16 protein-coding genes are annotated in these 18,793 nt (G+C 68.7%); 8 read left to right on the top strand and 8 right to left on the bottom strand.

The window, feature by feature from the left end; genetic code table 11:
- The first annotated feature begins 117 nt into the window (after positions 1–117).
- From AB0M51_RS12925 to AB0M51_RS12895, 7 genes are read left to right on the top strand one after another with little or no spacing between them, the layout of a single operon-like run.
- Positions 118–1,512, top strand: coding sequence for a sugar ABC transporter substrate-binding protein (locus AB0M51_RS12925; RefSeq protein ID WP_344187625.1), 1,395 nt, complete (start codon positions 118–120; stop codon positions 1,510–1,512).
- Entirely contained in the window at positions 1,512–2,405 is an 894-nt protein-coding gene (locus tag AB0M51_RS12920; RefSeq protein ID WP_344187626.1) for a sugar ABC transporter permease, read from the top strand. The genes AB0M51_RS12925 and AB0M51_RS12920 overlap by 1 nt, the downstream gene beginning before the upstream one ends.
- A complete protein-coding gene (locus tag AB0M51_RS12915) occupies positions 2,402–3,295 on the top strand; it encodes a carbohydrate ABC transporter permease (RefSeq protein WP_344187627.1) in 894 nt (297 codons plus the stop codon). Before AB0M51_RS12920 ends, AB0M51_RS12915 begins: the two co-directional genes overlap by 4 nt.
- A gap of 10 nt (positions 3,296–3,305) precedes the next feature.
- A complete protein-coding gene (locus AB0M51_RS12910; RefSeq protein ID WP_363749333.1) occupies positions 3,306–3,620 on the top strand; it encodes an EthD family reductase in 315 nt (104 codons plus the stop codon).
- Positions 3,617–4,705, top strand: a complete 1,089-nt coding sequence (locus tag AB0M51_RS12905) for a Gfo/Idh/MocA family oxidoreductase (protein ID WP_363749331.1) — start codon at positions 3,617–3,619, stop codon at positions 4,703–4,705. Before AB0M51_RS12910 ends, AB0M51_RS12905 begins: the two co-directional genes overlap by 4 nt.
- Positions 4,705–5,925 carry a Tm-1-like ATP-binding domain-containing protein gene (locus AB0M51_RS12900; protein ID WP_363749329.1) on the top strand — a complete coding sequence of 407 codons (1,221 nt, stop codon included), beginning with the start codon at positions 4,705–4,707 and terminating at the stop codon, positions 5,923–5,925. The genes AB0M51_RS12905 and AB0M51_RS12900 overlap by 1 nt, the downstream gene beginning before the upstream one ends.
- Positions 5,922–6,755, top strand: coding sequence for a phosphoenolpyruvate hydrolase family protein (locus AB0M51_RS12895; RefSeq protein ID WP_344187631.1), 834 nt, complete (start codon positions 5,922–5,924; stop codon positions 6,753–6,755). Before AB0M51_RS12900 ends, AB0M51_RS12895 begins: the two co-directional genes overlap by 4 nt.
- Here the strand turns inward: AB0M51_RS12895 and AB0M51_RS12890 are convergent.
- Positions 6,752–8,230 (bottom strand): alpha-L-arabinofuranosidase C-terminal domain-containing protein, encoded by a 1,479-nt coding sequence (locus AB0M51_RS12890; RefSeq protein WP_363749327.1) that lies wholly within the window; start codon positions 8,228–8,230, stop codon positions 6,752–6,754. The two genes, AB0M51_RS12895 and AB0M51_RS12890, sit on opposite strands and share 4 nt — an antisense overlap.
- Before the next feature lie 102 nt (positions 8,231–8,332).
- Between AB0M51_RS12890 and AB0M51_RS12885 the strand changes: the two genes are divergently transcribed.
- On the top strand, positions 8,333–9,541 hold the full coding sequence (locus AB0M51_RS12885; RefSeq protein WP_363749325.1) for an ROK family transcriptional regulator: 1,209 nt from the start codon (positions 8,333–8,335) through the stop codon (positions 9,539–9,541).
- Here the strand turns inward: AB0M51_RS12885 and AB0M51_RS12880 are convergent.
- Genes AB0M51_RS12880 through AB0M51_RS12850 form a run of 7 tightly spaced genes read right to left on the bottom strand, consistent with a single transcriptional unit; the run spans position 9,531 to position 18,791 of the window.
- Positions 9,531–11,510 carry a hypothetical protein gene (locus AB0M51_RS12880; protein WP_363749323.1) on the bottom strand — a complete coding sequence of 660 codons (1,980 nt, stop codon included), beginning with the start codon at positions 11,508–11,510 and terminating at the stop codon, positions 9,531–9,533. The two genes, AB0M51_RS12885 and AB0M51_RS12880, sit on opposite strands and share 11 nt — an antisense overlap.
- A complete protein-coding gene (locus tag AB0M51_RS12875) occupies positions 11,510–13,291 on the bottom strand; it encodes a sugar-binding domain-containing protein (RefSeq protein WP_363749321.1) in 1,782 nt (593 codons plus the stop codon). The genes AB0M51_RS12880 and AB0M51_RS12875 overlap by 1 nt, the downstream gene beginning before the upstream one ends.
- A gap of 14 nt (positions 13,292–13,305) precedes the next feature.
- Positions 13,306–14,712 (bottom strand): sulfatase-like hydrolase/transferase, encoded by a 1,407-nt coding sequence (locus tag AB0M51_RS12870; RefSeq protein ID WP_363749319.1) that lies wholly within the window; start codon positions 14,710–14,712, stop codon positions 13,306–13,308.
- 1 nt (position 14,713) lies between these two features.
- Complete coding sequence (locus AB0M51_RS12865; protein WP_363749317.1) at positions 14,714–16,294, bottom strand: arylsulfatase; 1,581 nt, start codon at positions 16,292–16,294, stop codon at positions 14,714–14,716.
- Between the two features lie 46 nt (positions 16,295–16,340).
- Complete coding sequence (locus AB0M51_RS12860; protein ID WP_363749315.1) at positions 16,341–17,045, bottom strand: SDR family oxidoreductase; 705 nt, start codon at positions 17,043–17,045, stop codon at positions 16,341–16,343.
- A complete protein-coding gene (locus tag AB0M51_RS12855) occupies positions 17,042–17,887 on the bottom strand; it encodes a carbohydrate ABC transporter permease (RefSeq protein ID WP_363749313.1) in 846 nt (281 codons plus the stop codon). Before AB0M51_RS12855 ends, AB0M51_RS12860 begins: the two co-directional genes overlap by 4 nt.
- Positions 17,877–18,791 carry a sugar ABC transporter permease gene (locus tag AB0M51_RS12850; RefSeq protein ID WP_363749311.1) on the bottom strand — a complete coding sequence of 305 codons (915 nt, stop codon included), beginning with the start codon at positions 18,789–18,791 and terminating at the stop codon, positions 17,877–17,879. Before AB0M51_RS12850 ends, AB0M51_RS12855 begins: the two co-directional genes overlap by 11 nt.
- Between the last annotated feature and the right edge of the window lie 2 nt (positions 18,792–18,793).

Genomic DNA, 18,793 nt, shown 5'->3' with positions numbered 1-18,793 from the left:
CAGATTCGACATCTTTCTGTTGACCATCGACATAAACGGTCCTACGCTCACCGAAACGAAGCCGGCCCGCCGCCCGGGGGATGACGGACGGACCGTGACCGAGCGAGGAGCAACCCCATGACCGAGCAGATCGGGAGCACCCGCACGAGCAGGCGTCAGCTCTTGCGTGCCGGTGGCGCGACCGCGCTCGCCGCCGGGCTGGGACCGGCCGCGCTGGCCGCCTGCGGTGGTTCCGGCGACGCCGGCGGCGACAGCGGCCGGCTGACCTTCATGTACTGGGGATCGGCCTTCGAGAAGAAGGCGATCGACGAGATGCTGAAGCAGTACGCCGGGGAGCACAAAGGCACGAAGGTCGACCCCATGTACGTGCCGGTGGCCAACTACCCGACCAAGGTGTCGAGCCTGGTCGCGGCCAACACCCCACCCGACCTGGCTTACCTGGGCACCGCCCAGATGTACGACCTCGCCCAGAAGGGCCTGATCCTCAATCTGTTCCCGTACCTGGACAAGTACCCGGCGCTCAAGGACCGGCTGCCGAGCAGCTACTTCTGGTACGGCAAGGACAAGCTCGCCGCGAACCAGCTCGCGATGGGCGTTCAGATCCTCTACTACAACACCGATGCCTTCAAAGCCGCCGGCCTCGACGCGGCGCCGTTCACCGCCGCGACGGCGTGGAGCTGGGACGACTTCGTCCAGGCTGCCGACAAGCTCACCGTGGACCAGAACGGCAAGCACCCCTCCGAGGACGGGTTCGACGCCGGCCAGGTGAAGCAGTTCGGCACCATCGCACCGTTCGGCAGTGCGCCGCTCTACAGTCTGCTGCGGTCCAACGGCGCCGACATGGTGAACGCGGACGGCACGAAGTTCGCGCTCGACTCGGCGGCGGCGATCGACGTACTGAAGAAGGTCCAGGACCTGATCTACGTGCACCGGGTGGCGCCGACGCCCGCGCAGCTCGGCAAGAACGCGCCGACCACCGCGGTGCAGCTGCAGACCAAGCGCGTCGGGATGGTGATCGACGGGAACTGGCAGATGCTCGACCTGATGGAGGGCAAGGTGCCGTTCGGGGTCGCCGTACTGCCGAAGTTCCAGGAGCCGTTGACGATGACCGGCGGCGCGGCCGGGGTGATCTTCGCGAAGACCAAGCACCCGGAGCAGGCGATCGAGCTCTATCTGTACTACAACGATCCGGAGCACGTGGACCTGTTCAAGGACGGCCTGTGGGCGCCGTTGCAGAAGAAGTACTACACGGAGCAGTCCGAGATCGACAAGTGGGTGCTGAAGGACCAGTACCCGCCGAACTTCCGGACCGCGGTCGTCGACACCACGCTGAAGAACGGCGTCACCGACTGGGGGCAGCAGATCAAGAACGCCGAACGCATCCACCAGGTGCTCGACCCGGCGATCGAGCAGATCAGCCTGAACAAGGGCGCACCGGTCGACATCGTCAAGGCGCTGAAGCCGAAGATGCAGGCGCTGCTGCAGGGCAAATGGCCCAGTCAGGCGCTCTGATGGCCTCGCCGCTCAAACAGGAAGCCCGGTGGGGTGTGCTGCTGGCCCTGCCGGCGATCATCGGGTTCGTCGCGTTCACGTTCCTGCCGATGATCGCGTCCGCGGTGATCAGCCTGACCGACTGGACCATCGGCGCCGCTCCGAAGTTCGTTGGCTTCGCCAACTACAAGCGGATGTTCACCGCTGACGACAGCTTCTACAAGTCGTTGTGGGCCACGCTCTACTACACGCTGGGCGCCGTACCGCTGCTGCTGATCGTCGCGTTCCTCGCGGCGCTGCTGCTGAACCAGCCGGTCCGCGGGCAGGCGATCTTCCGGGTGATCTACTACCTGCCCGCGATCGTCCCGATCGTGGCCAATTCGATGCTGTGGATCTGGCTGTTCAACCCGGACTTCGGCCTGCTGAACACGTTGACCGGGAAGGCCGGGCTGCCCCGGTCGCAGTGGATCTTCGACGAGAGTACGGCGATCCCGTCGCTGATCCTGATGTCCGTGTGGGGCTTCGGGAACGTCGCTGTGATCTTCCTGGCGGGACTGCAGGGCGTGCCACGACAGCTCTACGAGGCGATCGCGGTGGACGGCGGCGGCGCCTGGCGGAAGTTCCGGCACATCACGCTGCCGATGATGACGCCGACGATCTTCTACAGCCTGGTGACCAGCGTGATCGGCGCGCTCCAGGTGTTCGTGCAGGCCGCGGTGATGACCGAGGGCGGCCCGAACGACTCGACGTTGTTCTACATCTACTACCTGTACCGGACCGCGTTCACCAACAACGAGATGGGCTACGCCAGCGCGCTCGCGTGGGTGCTGTTCCTGGTCATCATGGCGATCACCGTCGTGCTGTTCCGGAACTCGAGCCGGTGGGTGTACTACGAGGCCGGGAGCGCGCGATGACCGCCGTACTGGAGAAACCTCGGACCGTCGCGACAGCGGCGCGGGCGTCCCGGCCGCTCGCTCCGAAAGGCCTGGGCAAGAAGATCCTGGTCTACGCGCTGCTGATCGCAGGCGCGGTGCCCACGCTGCTGCCGTTGATCTGGCTGGTCCGCAGCGCGTTGATGGACTCCGGGCAGATCTTCGTCTCGCCGCCGCAGTGGATCCCGAAGCCGTTCGCCTGGGACAACTTCTCCGGCGCTCTCACCCAGGTCCCGTTCGCGCGGTACTTCCTGAACACGCTGATCATCGAGGCCGGCGTCCTGACCGGGACGATGCTGTCCTGTTCGCTGGCGGCGTTCTCGTTCGCGCGACTGCGGTGGAAGCACAAGAACCTGGTCTTCGGCGTCCTGATGTCCGGCGTGATGCTGCCGTACGCCGTGACGCTGATCCCGACGTTCCTGTTCTGGCAGCACCTCGGACTGGTGAACACGTACGTACCGCTGATCCTGCCGCACTGGTTCGGCACCGGCGTGTTCAACATCTTCCTGCTCCGGCAGTTCTTCCTGTCGATCCCGTACGAACTGGACGAGTCGGCGTACATCGACGGTGCGTCGCCGTTCCAGGTGTACTGGCGGATCATCCTGCCGCTGTCGAAACCCGCACTGGCCGTGGTCGGGGTGTTCACCTTCCTCGGCGTGTGGAACGACTACCTCGGGCCGCTGATCTACCTGAACGACTCCGACAAGTACACGCTGGCGATGGGGCTGGCGTCGTTCCAGGGCACCTACACGGCACAGTGGGGGTACCTGATGGCCGCAGCGGCCGTGGTGCTGCTGCCGATCGTGCTGTTGTTCGCCTTCGCGCAGAAATACTTCGTCGAGGGCATCGCGCTGACCGGACTGAAAGGCTGACATGTCCCCCATGTACAAGGTGACCGTCCTCTACGGCCCGCCGGACTCGACCGAAGACTTCGACCGGTACTACGACCAGACGCACATTCCGATCGCGCAGCAGATGCGGGGTCTGAAGCGGTGGACGGTGTGCCGGTTCGACCCGGCACCCGACGGGACGCCGCCGCGGTACCACTACCAGGCAGAGCTCTACACCGACAGCCGCGCCGACCTGGAGCTGGTGCTGAACTCCAAGGCCGGCATCGCGGCGAACCATGACCTGGGGAACTTCGCCACCGGTGGCGCGGTGTTCCTGTTCGGCGAGGAGCGGGAGGTGCCGGTATGAGCATCGACGTGATCGTGGTCGGGCTGGGGTTCGGGGCCGACTTCGCACCGATCTACCAGGCGCATCCGGACGTCGGCCGGGTCGCGGTCGTGGATGCGGATCCGGACCGGACGGCCGCCGTCGCGGACCGGCTCGGGATCGCCGACCGGTTCGCGTCGCTCGAGGACGCGCTGGCCGCCGACGGGTGGGACGCCGTACATCTGCTGACGCCGGTGCGGTTCCACGCCGCCCAGGTCCAGCAGGTCCTGCGGTCCGGCCGGCACTGCGCGTCCGCGGTGCCGATGGCAACGACTCTGGACGACCTGGACGCGCTGATCGCGGCGCAGGACGAGTCCGGGCGCAACTACATGATGATGGAGACCGCGGTGTACTCCCGCGAGTTCTTCCACGCCAAGCGGCTCCTCGACGACGGGGTACTGGGACGGCTCAGCTACTTCAAGGGCGACCATCTGCAGAACCTCGACGGGTTCCCGGAGTACTGGCGCGGGTATCCGCCGATGCACTACGTCACCCACGCGCTCTCCCCCGCGCTCGCGCTGGCCGCTACGCGGGTCGAGTCCGTGCGCTGTCTCGGGTCGAGTCGGCTGACGCCGGAGCACGTCGGCGTTGCGGGCGACGGGTTCGGCACCGAGGCGGCGCTGTTCAAGCTGGCCGGGGACGAGGCGCTGGTGGCCAACGTGACCATGTCGTTCTTCCAGCTCGGGCGGAGCTACCTCGAAGGCTTCTCGGTGTACGGCGACGCCGGTGCGCTGGAGTGGCCGCAGTTGGAGGGCGGGCCGATGAAGGAGTTCCGGATGCCACCGTTGACTGGGGAACGGCGTGGGCGGGAGGTGCATGTCGTGGACGTGGAACCGGCCGGTGCGCCGGATCTGCTGCCGGACGTGCTGCGGGGATTCACGTCCGGTGGGCACGGTGGGTCGCATCCGCACCTGGTGCACGAGTTCGTGTCCAGCATCGTCGAGAACCGCATGCCTCGCGTCGATGCCCGGACGGCGGCGACGTGGACCGCGCCCGGGATCTGTGCGCACCGGTCCGCGCTGCAGGGCGGTGCGGAGATCCGGGTGCCCGATTACGGCACGCGCTGATGCCGACGATCGCTCTCGTCGGTGCCCTCGACACCAAAGGGGCGGAGTACGCATTCCTGGCCGGCCAGATAGAGACCTTCGGCGCCACTCCCGTCCTGATCGACATCAGCGTCCTCGGCCGTCCCGACCTGGCCGCGGTCTCGGTTCACCTTCCCGCGGAGCGGGTCGCCCGGAGCGGCGGAGGCTCACTCGCCCAGTTGCGGGAGCGGCGGGACCGTAACGCGGCAATGACCGTGATGGCCCGCGGCACCGCGCAGGTGGTGGCGCAGTTGGTTGCCGAGGGCCACGTCGACGGGGTGCTGATGGTCGGCGGGTCCAACGCGGCGTACGTGATGGCCGAGGTCTGCGCCCGGTTGCCGTTCGGCTTCCCCAAGGTTCTCGTCTCGACCGTCGCGGCCGGAGACACCCGCCCGTACATCCGGGACACCGACCTCACGCTGATGTACCCGGTCGTCGACATCAACGGCCTCAACCGGCTCAGCCGCCCCGTCCTCGCCAACGCCGCCCACGCCTGCGTCGGGATGGCGAGCCGGCGGTACGCCGAACCGCCCGGCACCGTCCGGGTCGTCGCGATCAGCATGTTCGGCGTCACCACGACCGCCGGTGCCTCGGTCGTCCGCGGGCTGGCGGACCGCGGCCTCGAAGCGTTGACCTTCCACTGCACCGGCGTCGGCGGCCGGACGATGGAGTCGCTGATCCGCAACGGCACGGTCGAGGGCGTCGCCGACCTGACCACGACCGAGCTCGCGGACGAGCTCGTCGGCGGAGTCTGCTCGGCCGGCCCCGAGCGGCTGACCGCGGCCGCGAGTTCCGGCGTACCGCAGGTGGTGAGCGTCGGCGCACTCGACATGGTCAACCTCTCCGGCAGCGTGCCGCCGGAGTTCGCCGACCGGAGGCTGTACCCGCACAACCCGGCCGTCACGTTGATGCGGACGACGCCTGCCGAGTGCGCCGAACTCGGGCGGACGATCGCGGCCCGGCTGAACCCGTCGACCGCCCCAGTGGCGGTCCTGTTCCCATGGCGCGGCCTGTCCCAGCTGTCCGTACCCGGCGAGGTGTTCCACGACCCCGACGCGGACGACGCGCTGTACCGGGCCCTGAAGCACGGGCTGCGACCCGGCATCGAGCTGCACGAATTCGAGACCGACATCAACGACCCGGCGGTGTCCGGTACCGCCGTGGATCTGCTGGCCAGCTGGCTGGAGAAGGAGACACCGTGAACACCAAGTCACGCACCGAACTGCTCGCCCGCCTCCGCCAGAAGGTCGCCGACGGACGCCCGATCATCGGCGGCGGCGCCGGCACCGGCCTGTCCGCCAAGTGCGCCGAGGCTGCCGGGCTGGACTTCGTCGTGATCTACAACTCCGGTCGCTACCGGATGGCCGGCCGGTCCTCGATGGCCGGCCTGATGCCGTACGGCGACGCGAACGCGATCGTGATGGAAATGGGCACCGAGGTGCTGCCGGTCACCGACCAGCTGCCGGTGATGGCGGGCGTCTGCGGCACCGACCCGTTCCGGGACATCCCACGGTTCCTCGACCAGGTGCGCGCGGCCGGGTTCGCGGGCGTCCAGAACTACCCGACCGTCTGCCTGTTCGACGGCATGATCCGGGCCAACCTCGAGGAGACCGGACTGGGCTTCTACCGCGAGGTCGAGATGATCGCCGCGGCCCGCGAACGCGAGCTGGTCACGCTCGCCTACGTGCACAGCGAGGACGAGGCGACCGCGATGACCGAGGCCGGCGCCGACATCCTCGTCCCGCACATGGGCCTCACCACGTCCGGCATGATCGGCGCGCAGACCGCACTCACCCTCGACGACTCGGTTGACCTGGTGACCCGGCTGCGCGACGCGGTGTTCGCCGTCGACCCGGACAGACTGGTGATCTGCCACGGCGGCCCGATCGCCACCCCGGCCGACGCCGCCCACATCCTGGCGAAGGTCGACGGCATCGTCGGCTTCCTCGGCGCCTCCAGCATGGAACGGCTACCCACCGAGGTCGCCATGGTCAACCACATGCGCAGCTACCACGACATCCGCCCCAGCTAAGGCACGAGCGGGGCGGCGGTGGTGACTTCGACGATGGTGTAGGAGCTTGCCGGGAGTTTCAGCACCTGGTTGTCGTCGAGTTTGGTGTGCTCGGTGTGGGGTCGTACGCGGTCGGGGTCGGTCGTGGAGTTCTTCGCCAAGGGGTCTTCTGTGTGGAGTTGGTGGAGCTTCACGACGGTGGTCAGCAACGGCCGGCCCAGGTTGAGCGTGAGGTGGGCCGGGCCGCGGTCGCGGTTGACGATCGAGAGCCAGACGGTGGTGCTGCCGGGGTTCGTCGAGGCGCTGATGTCGAGGGCGGGGAGGTCGCCGGGCGGTGCGGTGTAGTGGGTGTCGCCGGCGAGCGAGAGGGTGCCGCTGTGGTGGCGTTGGAGTTGCAGGGGCCAGTACACGGTCTCGCGGACTACCTGGTCGTCGGTGACGACCAGGGCGCCGACGACATTGATCGTCTGGGCGAAGTTCGCGAGGGTGACGAAGGCGGACCGGCGTTGCATGACGTTGAGGAAGGACGCGACGGCGAGCGCGTCGACGGTCCGGTAGCGGGTCTCGCCAGGGCGCCACTTCGGGCTCATTTCGAAGCGGGTGGCGTCGGCGCAGTTCCACTCGGTGAAGGCCAGCGCGGGTTTCGGCGTACCGGGCTTCTCGCGGGCGACGAGGTCGATCAGGCCCTGGATCGCGACGATGTCGGCCTCCGCGCGGTACGGGCCGGCGAGGACGCGGGTGTAGTCGCCGTCCTCGGTGGTCGGGTCGAACTGCCAGTAGGTGTGCAGGGTCAGGTAGTCGATGTGATCCCACGCCTCCCGCAGCAGTGCGAGGTTCCAGTCGACGGCCTGGGCGGGTTCGAAGCAGCCGATCGCAAGCACCTTCAGCGTGGGGTCGATCCGCTTGATCGCCTTCGCCCATTCGCGGCAGCGGACGGCGTTCTGCTGCGCGTCGACCTGGCCGAGTTCCCAGCTGCCCCACTCCTCGTTGCCGATCTGCCAGTACCGCACGTCGAACGGTTCGTCGTACCCGTGTGAGCGGCGCAGGTTCGCGTACACCGAGTCGCCGGTGCCGTTGCAGTACTCGACCCAGGCGAGCGCCTCGCGGAGCGAGCCGGTGCCGGTGGTCAGGTTGATCTGCGGCTCGGCCCCGATCCGCCGGCAGTACGCGACGAACTCGGCCGTACCGAAGCCGTTGCCGACGTCGTACCCGAAGTGCCAGTCGACGGTCCGCTCCCGGTCCGGGCCGACCCCGCGTTCCCATTCGTACGACGTCCCGGTGCAGCCGCCCGGCCAGCGGACCACCGGCGCGCCGAGCTCCGCGATCGCGTCGACGACCGTACGGCGCAGTCCGTCGGCGCCCGCGTCCGGGTGGCCGGGGTGGTGCAGCGCCTCGTCCGCGACCCACCGGCGGCGGGACAGGAACTGCCCGTAGATCTCCGGCCGGATCGTCCCGTCGACCGTCCCCCGCAGTGTGAACGTCGCCTCTGTGCCCACTGGCCGGCATCCTTCCGCTAGTTTTCTTTGAGTTGAAGATAATGAGCGTACGCCGAGGGTGTCAACGGGTCCGGCCGGTCCCGGCATGCTAGAACCGTTCCTATGAAGGAGCTCACGCGTTCTGCCCAGATCGGCGACATCCGGCAGCAGAACTACTCGACGATCATGCGTGAGCTGATGCGCTCGGGCCCGACCGCCCGCACCGACCTCGCGGCCGCGATCGGGATGTCCACCGGCTCGGTCACCCGGCTGACCGGGGCGCTGGTCCGCTCCGGGCTGGTCCGCGAGTCCCCCGAGCCGACCCAGCGCGGCACCGGACGCCCGAAGGTGCCGGTCGCGATCGACGAGTCGACGTACGGCGTGATCGGGGTGCACTTCGGGCTGCACCGGGTCAACATCTGCCTGAGCGACCTCCGCGGGCAGTTGCTCGCGGAGGCGCACACGTCGGAACGGACCACGGACTTCGACCGGCTCGTCCGCAGCGCGGCGCGCTCGGTGCGGAAGATGATCGACGGCCACAGCCTCACGGTGCTCGGGATCGGCGCGAGCACCGGCGGGTGGGTCGACAGCGCAGGCGGTGTCGTACACAGCCAGCCCGTCCTCGGCTGGCACGACGCGCCGCTCGCAGCCGCCCTGCAGGGGTTGGTCGAGGTGCCGGTGATCGTCGACTCGCAGGTGCGGGCGCTGGCGCTCGCGGAGCACTGGTTCGGCGCCGCGACCGGCGTGGACAACTTCGTCCACCTCTTCGTCGGCAACGTCATCGGCGCGGGCTACGTGTTCAACGGCGCGCCGTACCGCGGTGCCTACTCCGCCGCCGGCGGTCTCGACCACCTGCCGGTCGCCGGCCGCTCGGGCGAGCCGTGCACGTGCGGCAGCCGGAACTGTTTCGCGATGGTCGGCGGCGACCTCGAGGTCGCCCGGCGGGCCCACGCGGCCGGGCTCATCACCGACGACCAGGAGGTGTACGACGTGTTCGCGCTGGCGGTGAACGGCGACCCGCGCGCCCGCCGCCTGCTGCACGACCGGGCCGCCCTCGTCGGCAGCGCGACCGCCACGCTGATCGAGCTGCTGGATCCGGAGCTGGTCGTGATCGGCGGCGGGATCACCGCCCCGTTCGACCAGGTCCCGGTGTTGCGCGACGCCGCGCTGGCCAAGCTCGCGGTCGACCGCGGCGGCGACGCGCCGGCACGGGTCCGGGCCAGCGCTTTCGGCCCGCACGCGCTCGGCATCGCCGCCGCGGCGATCATGCTCGACGCCGTCTACCGCTCCCCCGAGGCGTACGTCTCGGCGCTGACACCGTCTAGTACCTGAGCTCGATCAGGTTGGCCGAGTGCGGCAGCAGCTCGGCCCGGACCTTCCGGCCCGGCGCGAGCGTCGTCGTGGTCCGCTGCACCGGTTGCGCCTGGTCGTTGTTGTACGCCGTGATGTCGGCGTCGGTGACCGTCGTCTGCATCGCCGACCGCACCGCGGGTCCGTCGGCCGGGTCGACCGTGATCGGCATCGCCTGATCGAGACTGCGGTTCACCACCAGCAGCTGCACGCCCGAACTCGTGCGCGTCGCGGCAGCGACCACGGCCGTGTAGCGCTGTCCCGGGATCGTCGGATTGTCGACTGTCGACACCTTCCGCGGCGCCGCGCCAATCATTGGCGCTGCCAACGTCAAGGAGAGCGACCGGCCGGTGATCCCGAAGCCGGGCGGCGATCCGAGGATGTTGCCCCAGTCCCGTTTCGCCGGGTCCGCGTTCGGGCCGCCGTTCAGGTTCGAGTTGATCGCGAGCCGGACGCCGTTGCCGATCTGGCCGATCAGCATCGTGGTCTCGTACACGTTGTGCATCTGCATCGCGGCGAAGTTGGCCGGCGTGCTGACGCCGGTCGGGCCGTTCTGGCTGATCGTGCCGTACTCCGTCACGGTCAGCGCGGGGCGTTTCCGCGGATCGGGGAAGTTCCGCGCGATGTCCTTGCGCAGTTCGGCCAGCTCCTGGGTCGGCCCGTCGCTGGCGTTCATCAGCTGCTGGTAGAGCTGCGTCGCGGTGTACGCGCCGTTCGCGTCGCCGCCGTACTGGTTGGTGTAGGAGTGGATGCCGATGCAGTCGTACGGACGCTTGCCCATGGCCTCGACGAACTCCGGTTTGCCCCATCCGGAGCAGACCGTGATCTTCGGGTCGACCGCCTTCATCGCCTTGACGAAGTCCACGAAGCCGTCCTGGCGGCCGGTCGTGTACTCGATGCTCAACGCGGCGCCCTTCGCCGGGATCGCGCCGTGCGTGCCGTCGCCGAACGTGATCGTCCCTTGCGCCTTGCCGAGCTGATACACCTGATCGCCCGGACCGGCCGTCGCCAGGGAGTCCACCCGGCGCCACGGTACGCCGCCGACGGTCAGCACCGGCTCCGCGATCGGACCTGAAGCCGCCGTCGCGTCGGAGGGCAGGGCGACCGGGTTGTACCGCGTGCGGTACGTCTGGTCCGCGGCCCCGGTACCGCTCTTGCGGTTGACCAGATCGCAACCCGTGAACAGCCCGTCGTCGTCCTGGTACGTCGGATCGGTCGCGGTCTGCCGGCTCCAGCCGCCGTCGATGAACTGACGGACCCGCAGCTGCGGGTCCTCGTCCCGCCAGTACCGCTGCCCGTCGAGGAAGGGCTCGTTGCCGTACTCCCAGGTCTTGATGCCGTACGGCGCGGGGTGCCCGTTGGCTGCCCGTACTTCGGCCCAGTCGACCCCGCCGTTCGGGTTGGTCGCCGTACCGTCACTCGGCGAGTTCATGTACTCGACGTAGTCCGCGGCATCCTGCGCGGTCTGGTTGATCGACGGGACCATCACCATGGTCTTCGCGCCGAGCTGGGAGACGAGCGCCTCCTCCTCGTCCGGCCCGAACCCGTTGCGGGCCGCGGGCAGGTTGCCGAAGCGCACCGCCGCGAACCCGCCGGACGTCTGACACCCGCGCTCCGCGACCGGCCCGATCGCCTTCTTGAAGTCGAAGAAGTTCGCCACCGTGCCGCCCGGATACCGGATCAGCTTCAGCTGCGCCGCAGCTGCGGCCGCCGCGAACCCGCCGGCCGCTCCGTGCGCCGCCGGATCCCAGGCCCCGAGTTCGTTGTCGATCCAGCGGGCGTTCGCGCCGAAGATCTCCGGCGTGACCGCGGGCGCGGCCGTCCCGTCCGCCATGATCAGCGGTGCGTCGTCGACGCGGATCCCGACCCGTCCGGGTTCGGAGTTCGCCGCGGCCGGCACCTGGATCAGCGCGGCCGCGACCGCGGCCACTACTCCCACACCCTTCCTCATCACCACTCCCTCCGACCCAGCTGTACGGCGCGGATCCGCTCGACGTCGAACTTGGCGGTCCGGTCGAAGCCGTAGATCCCGTTCTGTTCCTGGAACACGTCGGTGAGCTGTGTGTAGCAGTAGCCGAACATGTCGGGGTCCTCCAGCAGTACGCGCGTGAGACCCTCGAAGCGCTCGTAGAACTCCTGCACCGACCCGACGCGTTGCCCGTAGCCCCAGGACTCCCGCCGGTCGCTGCCACTCGCGGACGCGGCCTCCGCGTTCCACCAGATGCCGCCGTACTCGCTGACCATGTACGGCTGCCCGCGGTACGGGAGGGACTGCTGAGCGCCTTCCCGGCTCACGTTGCCGAACGGCTCGCTCTTCGCGAGGCCGGCCTGCTGGAGCGCGAACGCCTCCGGGTCCTGCTCGTACGAGTGGCTGTCCCAGATGTCCGTCTCCGGCACGCGGTGGCTGTAGCCGGAGGCGTCGATCACCGGACGCGTCGGGTCCGCCGTCTTCGCCGCCCGGAACATCGCCCGGGTGACGTCGTCGAGCTGCGTCTCGTGGTCGTGCAGGTCCTGGTGGGTCTCGTTCAGCGGGCACCAGCCGATGATCGACGGGTGGTTGTAGTCCCGGGCCACGACGTCCTGCCACTCGGCGACGTACGCCGTGGTCGGCTGCTGGTTGTTGCCCCTCGGACCCTGTCCTTGCGCGCCCCAGTCGGGAAACTCGCCCCACACCAGATAGCCGAGGCGGTCGGCGTGGTACAGGTACCGCTCCTCGAACACCTTCTGATGCAGGCGGGCACCGTTGAAGCCCGCTTCGAGTCCGAGCTGGATGTCCCGGACCAGGGCCTCGTCGGTCGGCGCGGTCATGATGCCGTCCGGCCAGTAACCCTGGTCGAGGACGAGACGCTGGAAGTACGGCGCGCCGTTCAGCAGGACCTGGTTGCCCTCGATCGCCACCGAGCGCAGGCCCGCGTAGCTCTCCACCTCGTCGAGCACGTCCCCGTCGTCGAGCACGAACCGCAGTCCGTAGAGATGCGGATCTTCCGGGCTCCACAGCCGACGGCGATCGGGCCCGATCGGCAGCACGCAGATCGGTGCGAAGTCGGTGCCGATCGCAACCACCTCGGACGCGACCACCCCGGCCGCGTCGGTCAGCTCGACGGTCAGCCGTTGACCGCGCCGGGGGTTGTCGATCGGCGTGCTGACGACGAAGCGCGAGTTCGCGACGTCCGGCGTGATCCGCGGCCGTCCCAGGTACGAGCGGCCGACGGGCTCGATCCACACGGTCTGCCAGATCCCGGTCGTCCGGGTGTAGTAGCACCCGGTGTTCTCGTACCAGGTCGCCTGCTTGCCGCGTGCCTGGACGCCGGAGCGCGGATCACGGGCCCGTACGACGATCGTCCCCGTGTCGCCGTCCAGCGCCTCGGTGATGTCGAACGAGAACGGCGTCGATCCGCCGCGATGGCGCCCGACCTCGATGTCGTTCACCCAAACGGTCGTGTCGTGGTCCACGGCCTGGAAGTGCAGCAGGATCCGCTGTCCACTCCACGCCGGGTCGACGACGACCTCGCGCCGGTACCAGACCGCGTCCATGAAGTCGGTGTTCCCGATGCCGGACAGCTCCGACTCCGGTGCGAACGGCACCAGGATCTCGCGGCGGTACGGCATACTCCGCAGACCGCGCTGCAACCCGGTGTCGCTGTGGTCGATCTCGAACTCCCAGGCGCCGTTGAGCGACTGCCAGCGTTGCCGCCGCCACTGCGGTCTGGGGTACTCCGGACGTGCCTCCATACAGCTGTGTCCTCTCAAGCTCGGACGCGGCGGCTGAGCCGCAACTCCGCGTCGAGACCGGTACGGCGTGCCGTCTGCGCGGCCACCCGCTGCGCGACCGGCCCGCCGTGATGGGTGTGTTCCTGCAGGTACTGCACATCGGTCAGATCGGCGCGCCACGCCAGCAGTGCCTCGAGCAACTGCCGGCGGACCTCCACCCGCTCCGCCCAGATGTCGTGCTGTTCGTGCGGGTCGGTCCGGCGGTCGAACAGCCGGCCGGTCGCGTGCTCCGGGTAGTACTCGAGCTTCCACTCGTCGGTTGCCAAGGCCAACGACCGGTGCAGGACGGATGCCGCACAGGTCCGGGCCGGCGGGCCGAGCAGGTTGAACCCCTGGAGCATCGGCGCGTCGACACCCGCGACGGCCGCGAACGTGGCCGTCAGATCGGTCGTCATCGCCCAGTCGCGGACCGACCCGGCCGCGATCACGCCGGGAAGGCGCACGATCAACGGGATCCGCCACGACTCGTCGTAGAAGGTGTGCTTGTCGTTGAAGCCGTGGTCGTAGTACTGCTGCCCGTGATCGGTGGTGAAGACGACCAGGGTGTCGTCGCGCAGCTCGTTGGCATCCAGCCAACCGACGAGCCGGCCCACCTGCGCGTCGCAGTACGCGGCGGATCCGTAGTACAACCGCCGTTGCCGATCGACGGCGTCGAGGTCCAGCGACCCGTCCTGCTGCTCGGCCTCGACGCCGCGCCGACCGACCAGTTGTTCCAGGTGCGCGGGTCGACGGTCCTCCTCGCCGGGTGTGTAGTTCAGCCGTGGTAGGTCCACACCGTCGAACAACGCGGCCCACTCCCCCGGCGGATCCAGCGGTGAGTGCGGACTGGGCAGCGAACAGAACGCGAAGAACGGTTGTGCCGGCCGCTCGGTGCGGTGCCGGGAGATCCCCTCGATGGTTCGGTCCACCAGGAAGGCGTCGCAGAACAGGTCCGGCGGAATCGGGTTCGGATGCGCAGAGGCCCGTCCGAACCCGTGCGCGGCCAGGTGCCGCGCATAGTCGTCCTCGACCTCGGCGCCTTTCTCCCCGCCCAGCACACTCTCGTCGTCGAACGCGGCCGGTCCCCCGAAGTGGGTCTTCCCGACCATGATCGTGTGGTAGCCGGCCCGGCCCAGCAACTTCGGCAACGTGACCAGGTCGGGGCGCCGGGCGATCCCGTTCTCCACGCATCCGTGCACCGGGGTATGCGTACCGGTCAGCAGACTCGCCCGCGCCGGAGTGCACACCGGCGCCGACGTGTGCGCCTGCTCGAACCGCGCGCCCTCCGCCGCGAGCCGGTCCAGGCACGGCGACACCGCGTGCGCAGCTCCATAGCAGGACAGGGTGTCCCGCCGGGAGCTGTCCGTCATCACGAGCAGGATGTTGGGCCGACCGGCTGCCATGTCAGGCCGGCTGGGTCGGCATCGCGGCCCGGGCTGCGAGTACGTCGCCGTACGGGATGACGCCGACCGTGTCGGCCCAGGTCTGCCAGCGCTCGGACAGGTCCTTCACCAGGTCCGGCTTCTCGGTGGACAGGTCGTGGCTCTCGCTGCGGTCGGTCGTCAGGTCGTACAGCTCCCACGGACCCTCGTACTCGCGCACCAGCTTCCACCGGCCGGAACGCACCGCGGCATTCCCGATGTGTTCCCAGAACAGGTCGTGCTCGTCCGCCGGACCGCCCCGGAGCAGTCCGAGCATGCTCCGTCCCGACGGCGGCGTCAGCTCGATCCCTTCGCGTTCGGTCAGCGCCGGTACGCCGGTTGCCTCGAGCAACGTCGGCGCGATGTCGGTGAGCTGGTTCGGGGCGTCGAGCACCGTCTCGCTCACGCCGCCGGCCGGCCACGACACGATCAGTGGCGTCGCGATCCCGCCCTCGTGGACCCACCGCTTGTACATCCGGAACGGCGTGTTCGACAGGTTCGCCCACGCCCGCCCGTAGCTCGTGTACGTGTCCGCGGTCCCCGGCCGGATCTCGGGAGTGTTCCCGATCTTCATCGGCGTACCGTCCGGCGCGCTCGGCGGGATGATCAGGTGATGCCGCCGGAACTGCTCCGCGCCCTCGGGGTCGCTGCGCAGTTCCTCGGCACAGCCGCCGTTGTCGGACAGGAACACGACGATCGTGTTCTCCCGCTGCCCGGTCTCGTCCAGTGCGTCCAGGATGGTGCCGACGGCTCGGTCCATCGCCCGGACCTGCGCGGCGTACGCCTCCATCCGCTCGAGCTGCCACTTCTGCTCGGGCTCGTCGTCCCAGGCGGGCACCGCCGGGTCCCGGCGGTCGAGCGTGGCGTCCTCGGCACAGATCCCGGCGTCGAGCTGACGCTGCCGCCGACGGGTCCGCAGTACGTCCCACCCCTCGTCGAACGCGCCGCGGGTCTCCGCCAGATCGGCCTCCTTGGCGTGCAGGGGCCAGTGCGGCGCCGTGAAGGCGACGTACCCGAAGAACGGCCGCTCGGCCTCGCGGATCGCGGCCGCGGCGTGCGCGCCGATCTCGTCGGTGTAGTAGAAGTCCGGCCCGAGCGCCGACAGCGGTACGGGCGTCTCGCCGTCGTGCAGCGTGGTCGTCTGGAAGTAGCTGCCCGCACCGCTGATCGTGCCCCAGAAGCGCTCGAAGCCGCGCCGCGTCGGCCAGGTGTCCGACGGCTGCTCACGCTCGTTCGCGAGGTGCCACTTGCCGGTCATGTGCGTGTGGTAGCCGGCGGCGCGGAACGTTTCGGCGAGAGTCGCGCAGCGGTCGTTCAGGCTTCCCGGGTAGCCGCCGGGGCCGTCGTTGTTGACCAGTTCGGCGACCCCGGTCTGGTGCGGGTGCAGGCCGGTCAGCAGCGAGGCGCGGGACGGGCTGCAGCGGGCGGTGTTGTAGAAGTTCGTCAGCCGGGCGCCGTGTGCGGCCAGGCGGTCGATGTTCGGGGTTCCGATCTCGCCGCCGAAGCAGCCGATGTCGGAGTACCCCATGTCGTCGACCAGGATGATCAGGACGTTCGGACGCATGAAGACCTCGCTGTTCGGTGTGTGTCGGTGTTGTGTCGCTGGGTGGTCAGGCCCAGTCCGGCAGCTGCGCGAGCATGCCGCCGTCGACCGGGAGGGACACGCCCGTCACGGCCCGGGCCTGCGGGCCGAGTAGGAACGCGACGACCTCGGCGACGTCCGCGGCGGTGACGAAGCGGCGGAGCGGATGGTGGTTCAGGAGTTCCTCGGCGGCGGCCGGGTCGGACCAGCGTGCGCGGTTGCGCTCGACGGGGACGAAGCCCGGCAGTACGGCGTTGCACCGCACACCGCGCGGGCCCCACTCCACGGCTGCCGCGCGCACGAGCGCGTCCAGCGCCGCCTTCCCCATGGCGTACGCCGCCATACCGGCTTTCGCCCGCTGGGCGTGGACGCTCGAGACGTGCACGACCGACGACGCCCCGGCCTCGACCGCCGCCGCCGTCCAGGCCCACGCGGCGCCTACCTGTGCCTCCAGAACGTCGGCAATCACCCGCGTGTCCAGCTCCTCCAGCGGCGCCTTCCCCTCGGCCAGGGTCGCCGTCACCAATCCGCCGAGCTGCCCCAACTCGCTCGCCACCTTCAGCGCGCGGCGCAGGGTTGCGTCGTCCCGCACGTCCCCCTGCACCCACTCACCGGTGCCCGAGCCTTCCACCAGGTCCACCGCGACGATCCCCCAACCCTGCTGTGCCAAGGCGGCGACCGCCGCCGAGCCGAGGCCACCGGCAGCCCCGGTGACGACGGCAACCGGCGTCATCCCTTCAGCCCGGAGGTTGCGACGCCGTCGACGATCCGGCGCTGGAACGTGATGAAGAGGACCAACGGCGGAAGCAGCGCGACGGTGCTCATGGCCAGCATCGGACCCCAGGACGAGTCGCCGGTGGAGTCCAGGAACTGCCGGAGACCGAGTGGCACCGTGAAGAGCTGGTTGTCGTTCAGGTAGATGAGCTGCTTGAAGAAGTCGTTGTAGGTCCAGATGAATGTGAAGATCACCGTCGTCACCAAAGCCGGCCGCAACAACGGGAAGACGATGTGGCGGTAGATCTTCCACGGGGAACAACCGTCCAGCCGCGCGGCCTCGTCCAGTTCCCGCGGCAGTGAGCGGATGAACTGCACCATCAGCAGTACGAAGAACGCGTCGACCGCGAAGAAGTGCGGGACGAACAGCGGGTAGAAGGTGTTCACCCAGCCGAGCTTGTTGAACAGGATGTACTGCGGTACCAGCGTCACGTGCGTCGGCAGCATCAGCGTGACCAGCATCGTCGCGTACGCGATCCGCCGGCCGAAGAAGTTCAACCGGGCGAACGCGAACGCGGCCAGGCTGCACGAGAAGACATTCCCGACGATCGCCAGCACCGAGATGAACAGTGAGTTCTCCAGGAAGATCGAGAACGCGTTGGACACGCCCTTCCATCCCTCGGAGTAGTTCGACGGCTCGAAGTGCCGCGGAATCAACCCCGGCTGCGAGAAGATCTCCGACGTCGGCTTGAACGAACTGGCCACCATCCACACCAGCGGATACAACATCACCAACGTCACCACAACCAGCGCGAAATGCGCCAACAACCGCTTCTTGTCAGCTCGCCTGTCAGTTTTCATAGTGCACCCAGTACCTGCTGAAGATGAAGTTGACGGCGACCACGGCGCCGGCCAGCAGCACCAGCATCCACGCCATCGCGGCGGCGTAGCCCATGTCGAAGTTCACGAATCCCTCCTGGTAGAGGTACAGCGAGTAGAACAGCGTCGAGTCGGCCGGCCCGCCGGAGCCGTCGCTGATGATGAACGCCGGCGCGAACGCCTGGAACGACCGGATCAGCTGCAGCGTGAGGTTGAAGAACAGGATCGGGCTCAGCAACGGCATCGTGATGCTCCAGAACTGCCGGGCCCTGCTCGCCCCGTCCACCTGCGCGGCCTCGTAGAACTCCCGCGGGATCTGCCGCAGCCCGGCCAGGAAGATCACCATCGGCGCGCCGAACTGCCACACCTCGAGCACGATCAGCGTGCCGAGTGCGGTGTGCGGCTCGGAGATCCACGACGGCCCGTGGATACCCACCAGCGCGAGGATCTGGTTCACCAGGCCGTCGCCGTTGAACACCTTCCGCCACAACACAGCGATCGCCACACTCCCGCCGAACAGCGACGGCAGGTAGATCGCCGACCGGTAGAAGTCCAACCCACGCAGCCCACGGTTCAGTACGACGGCCACCGCGAGCGCGAAGCACAGGCTCAACGGCGTCCCGACGAACACGTAGATCGCGGTCACCTTCAGCGACTGCAGGAAAAGCGGGTCGTCACCGAACATCCGCCCGAAGTTGCCCCACCCGATCCACTTCGGCGCGGTGAGCAGGTCGTACTTGGTGAACGCGAGGTACAACGACATCAGCATCGGCCCCGCGGTGAACGCCAGGAACCCGATCAGCCAGGGCGCCAGGAACAGCAACGCCCACCCGTTCTGGTACCGAGTCCGCCGTCCGCCACGCATCGCCGGAAACGCAACAGCCACAA

Source organism: Kribbella sp. NPDC051137 (assembly GCF_040682535.1).
GTDB lineage: Bacteria > Actinomycetota > Actinomycetes > Propionibacteriales > Kribbellaceae > Kribbella > Kribbella karoonensis.
This window is presented reverse-complemented; position numbering and strand designations above follow the sequence as displayed.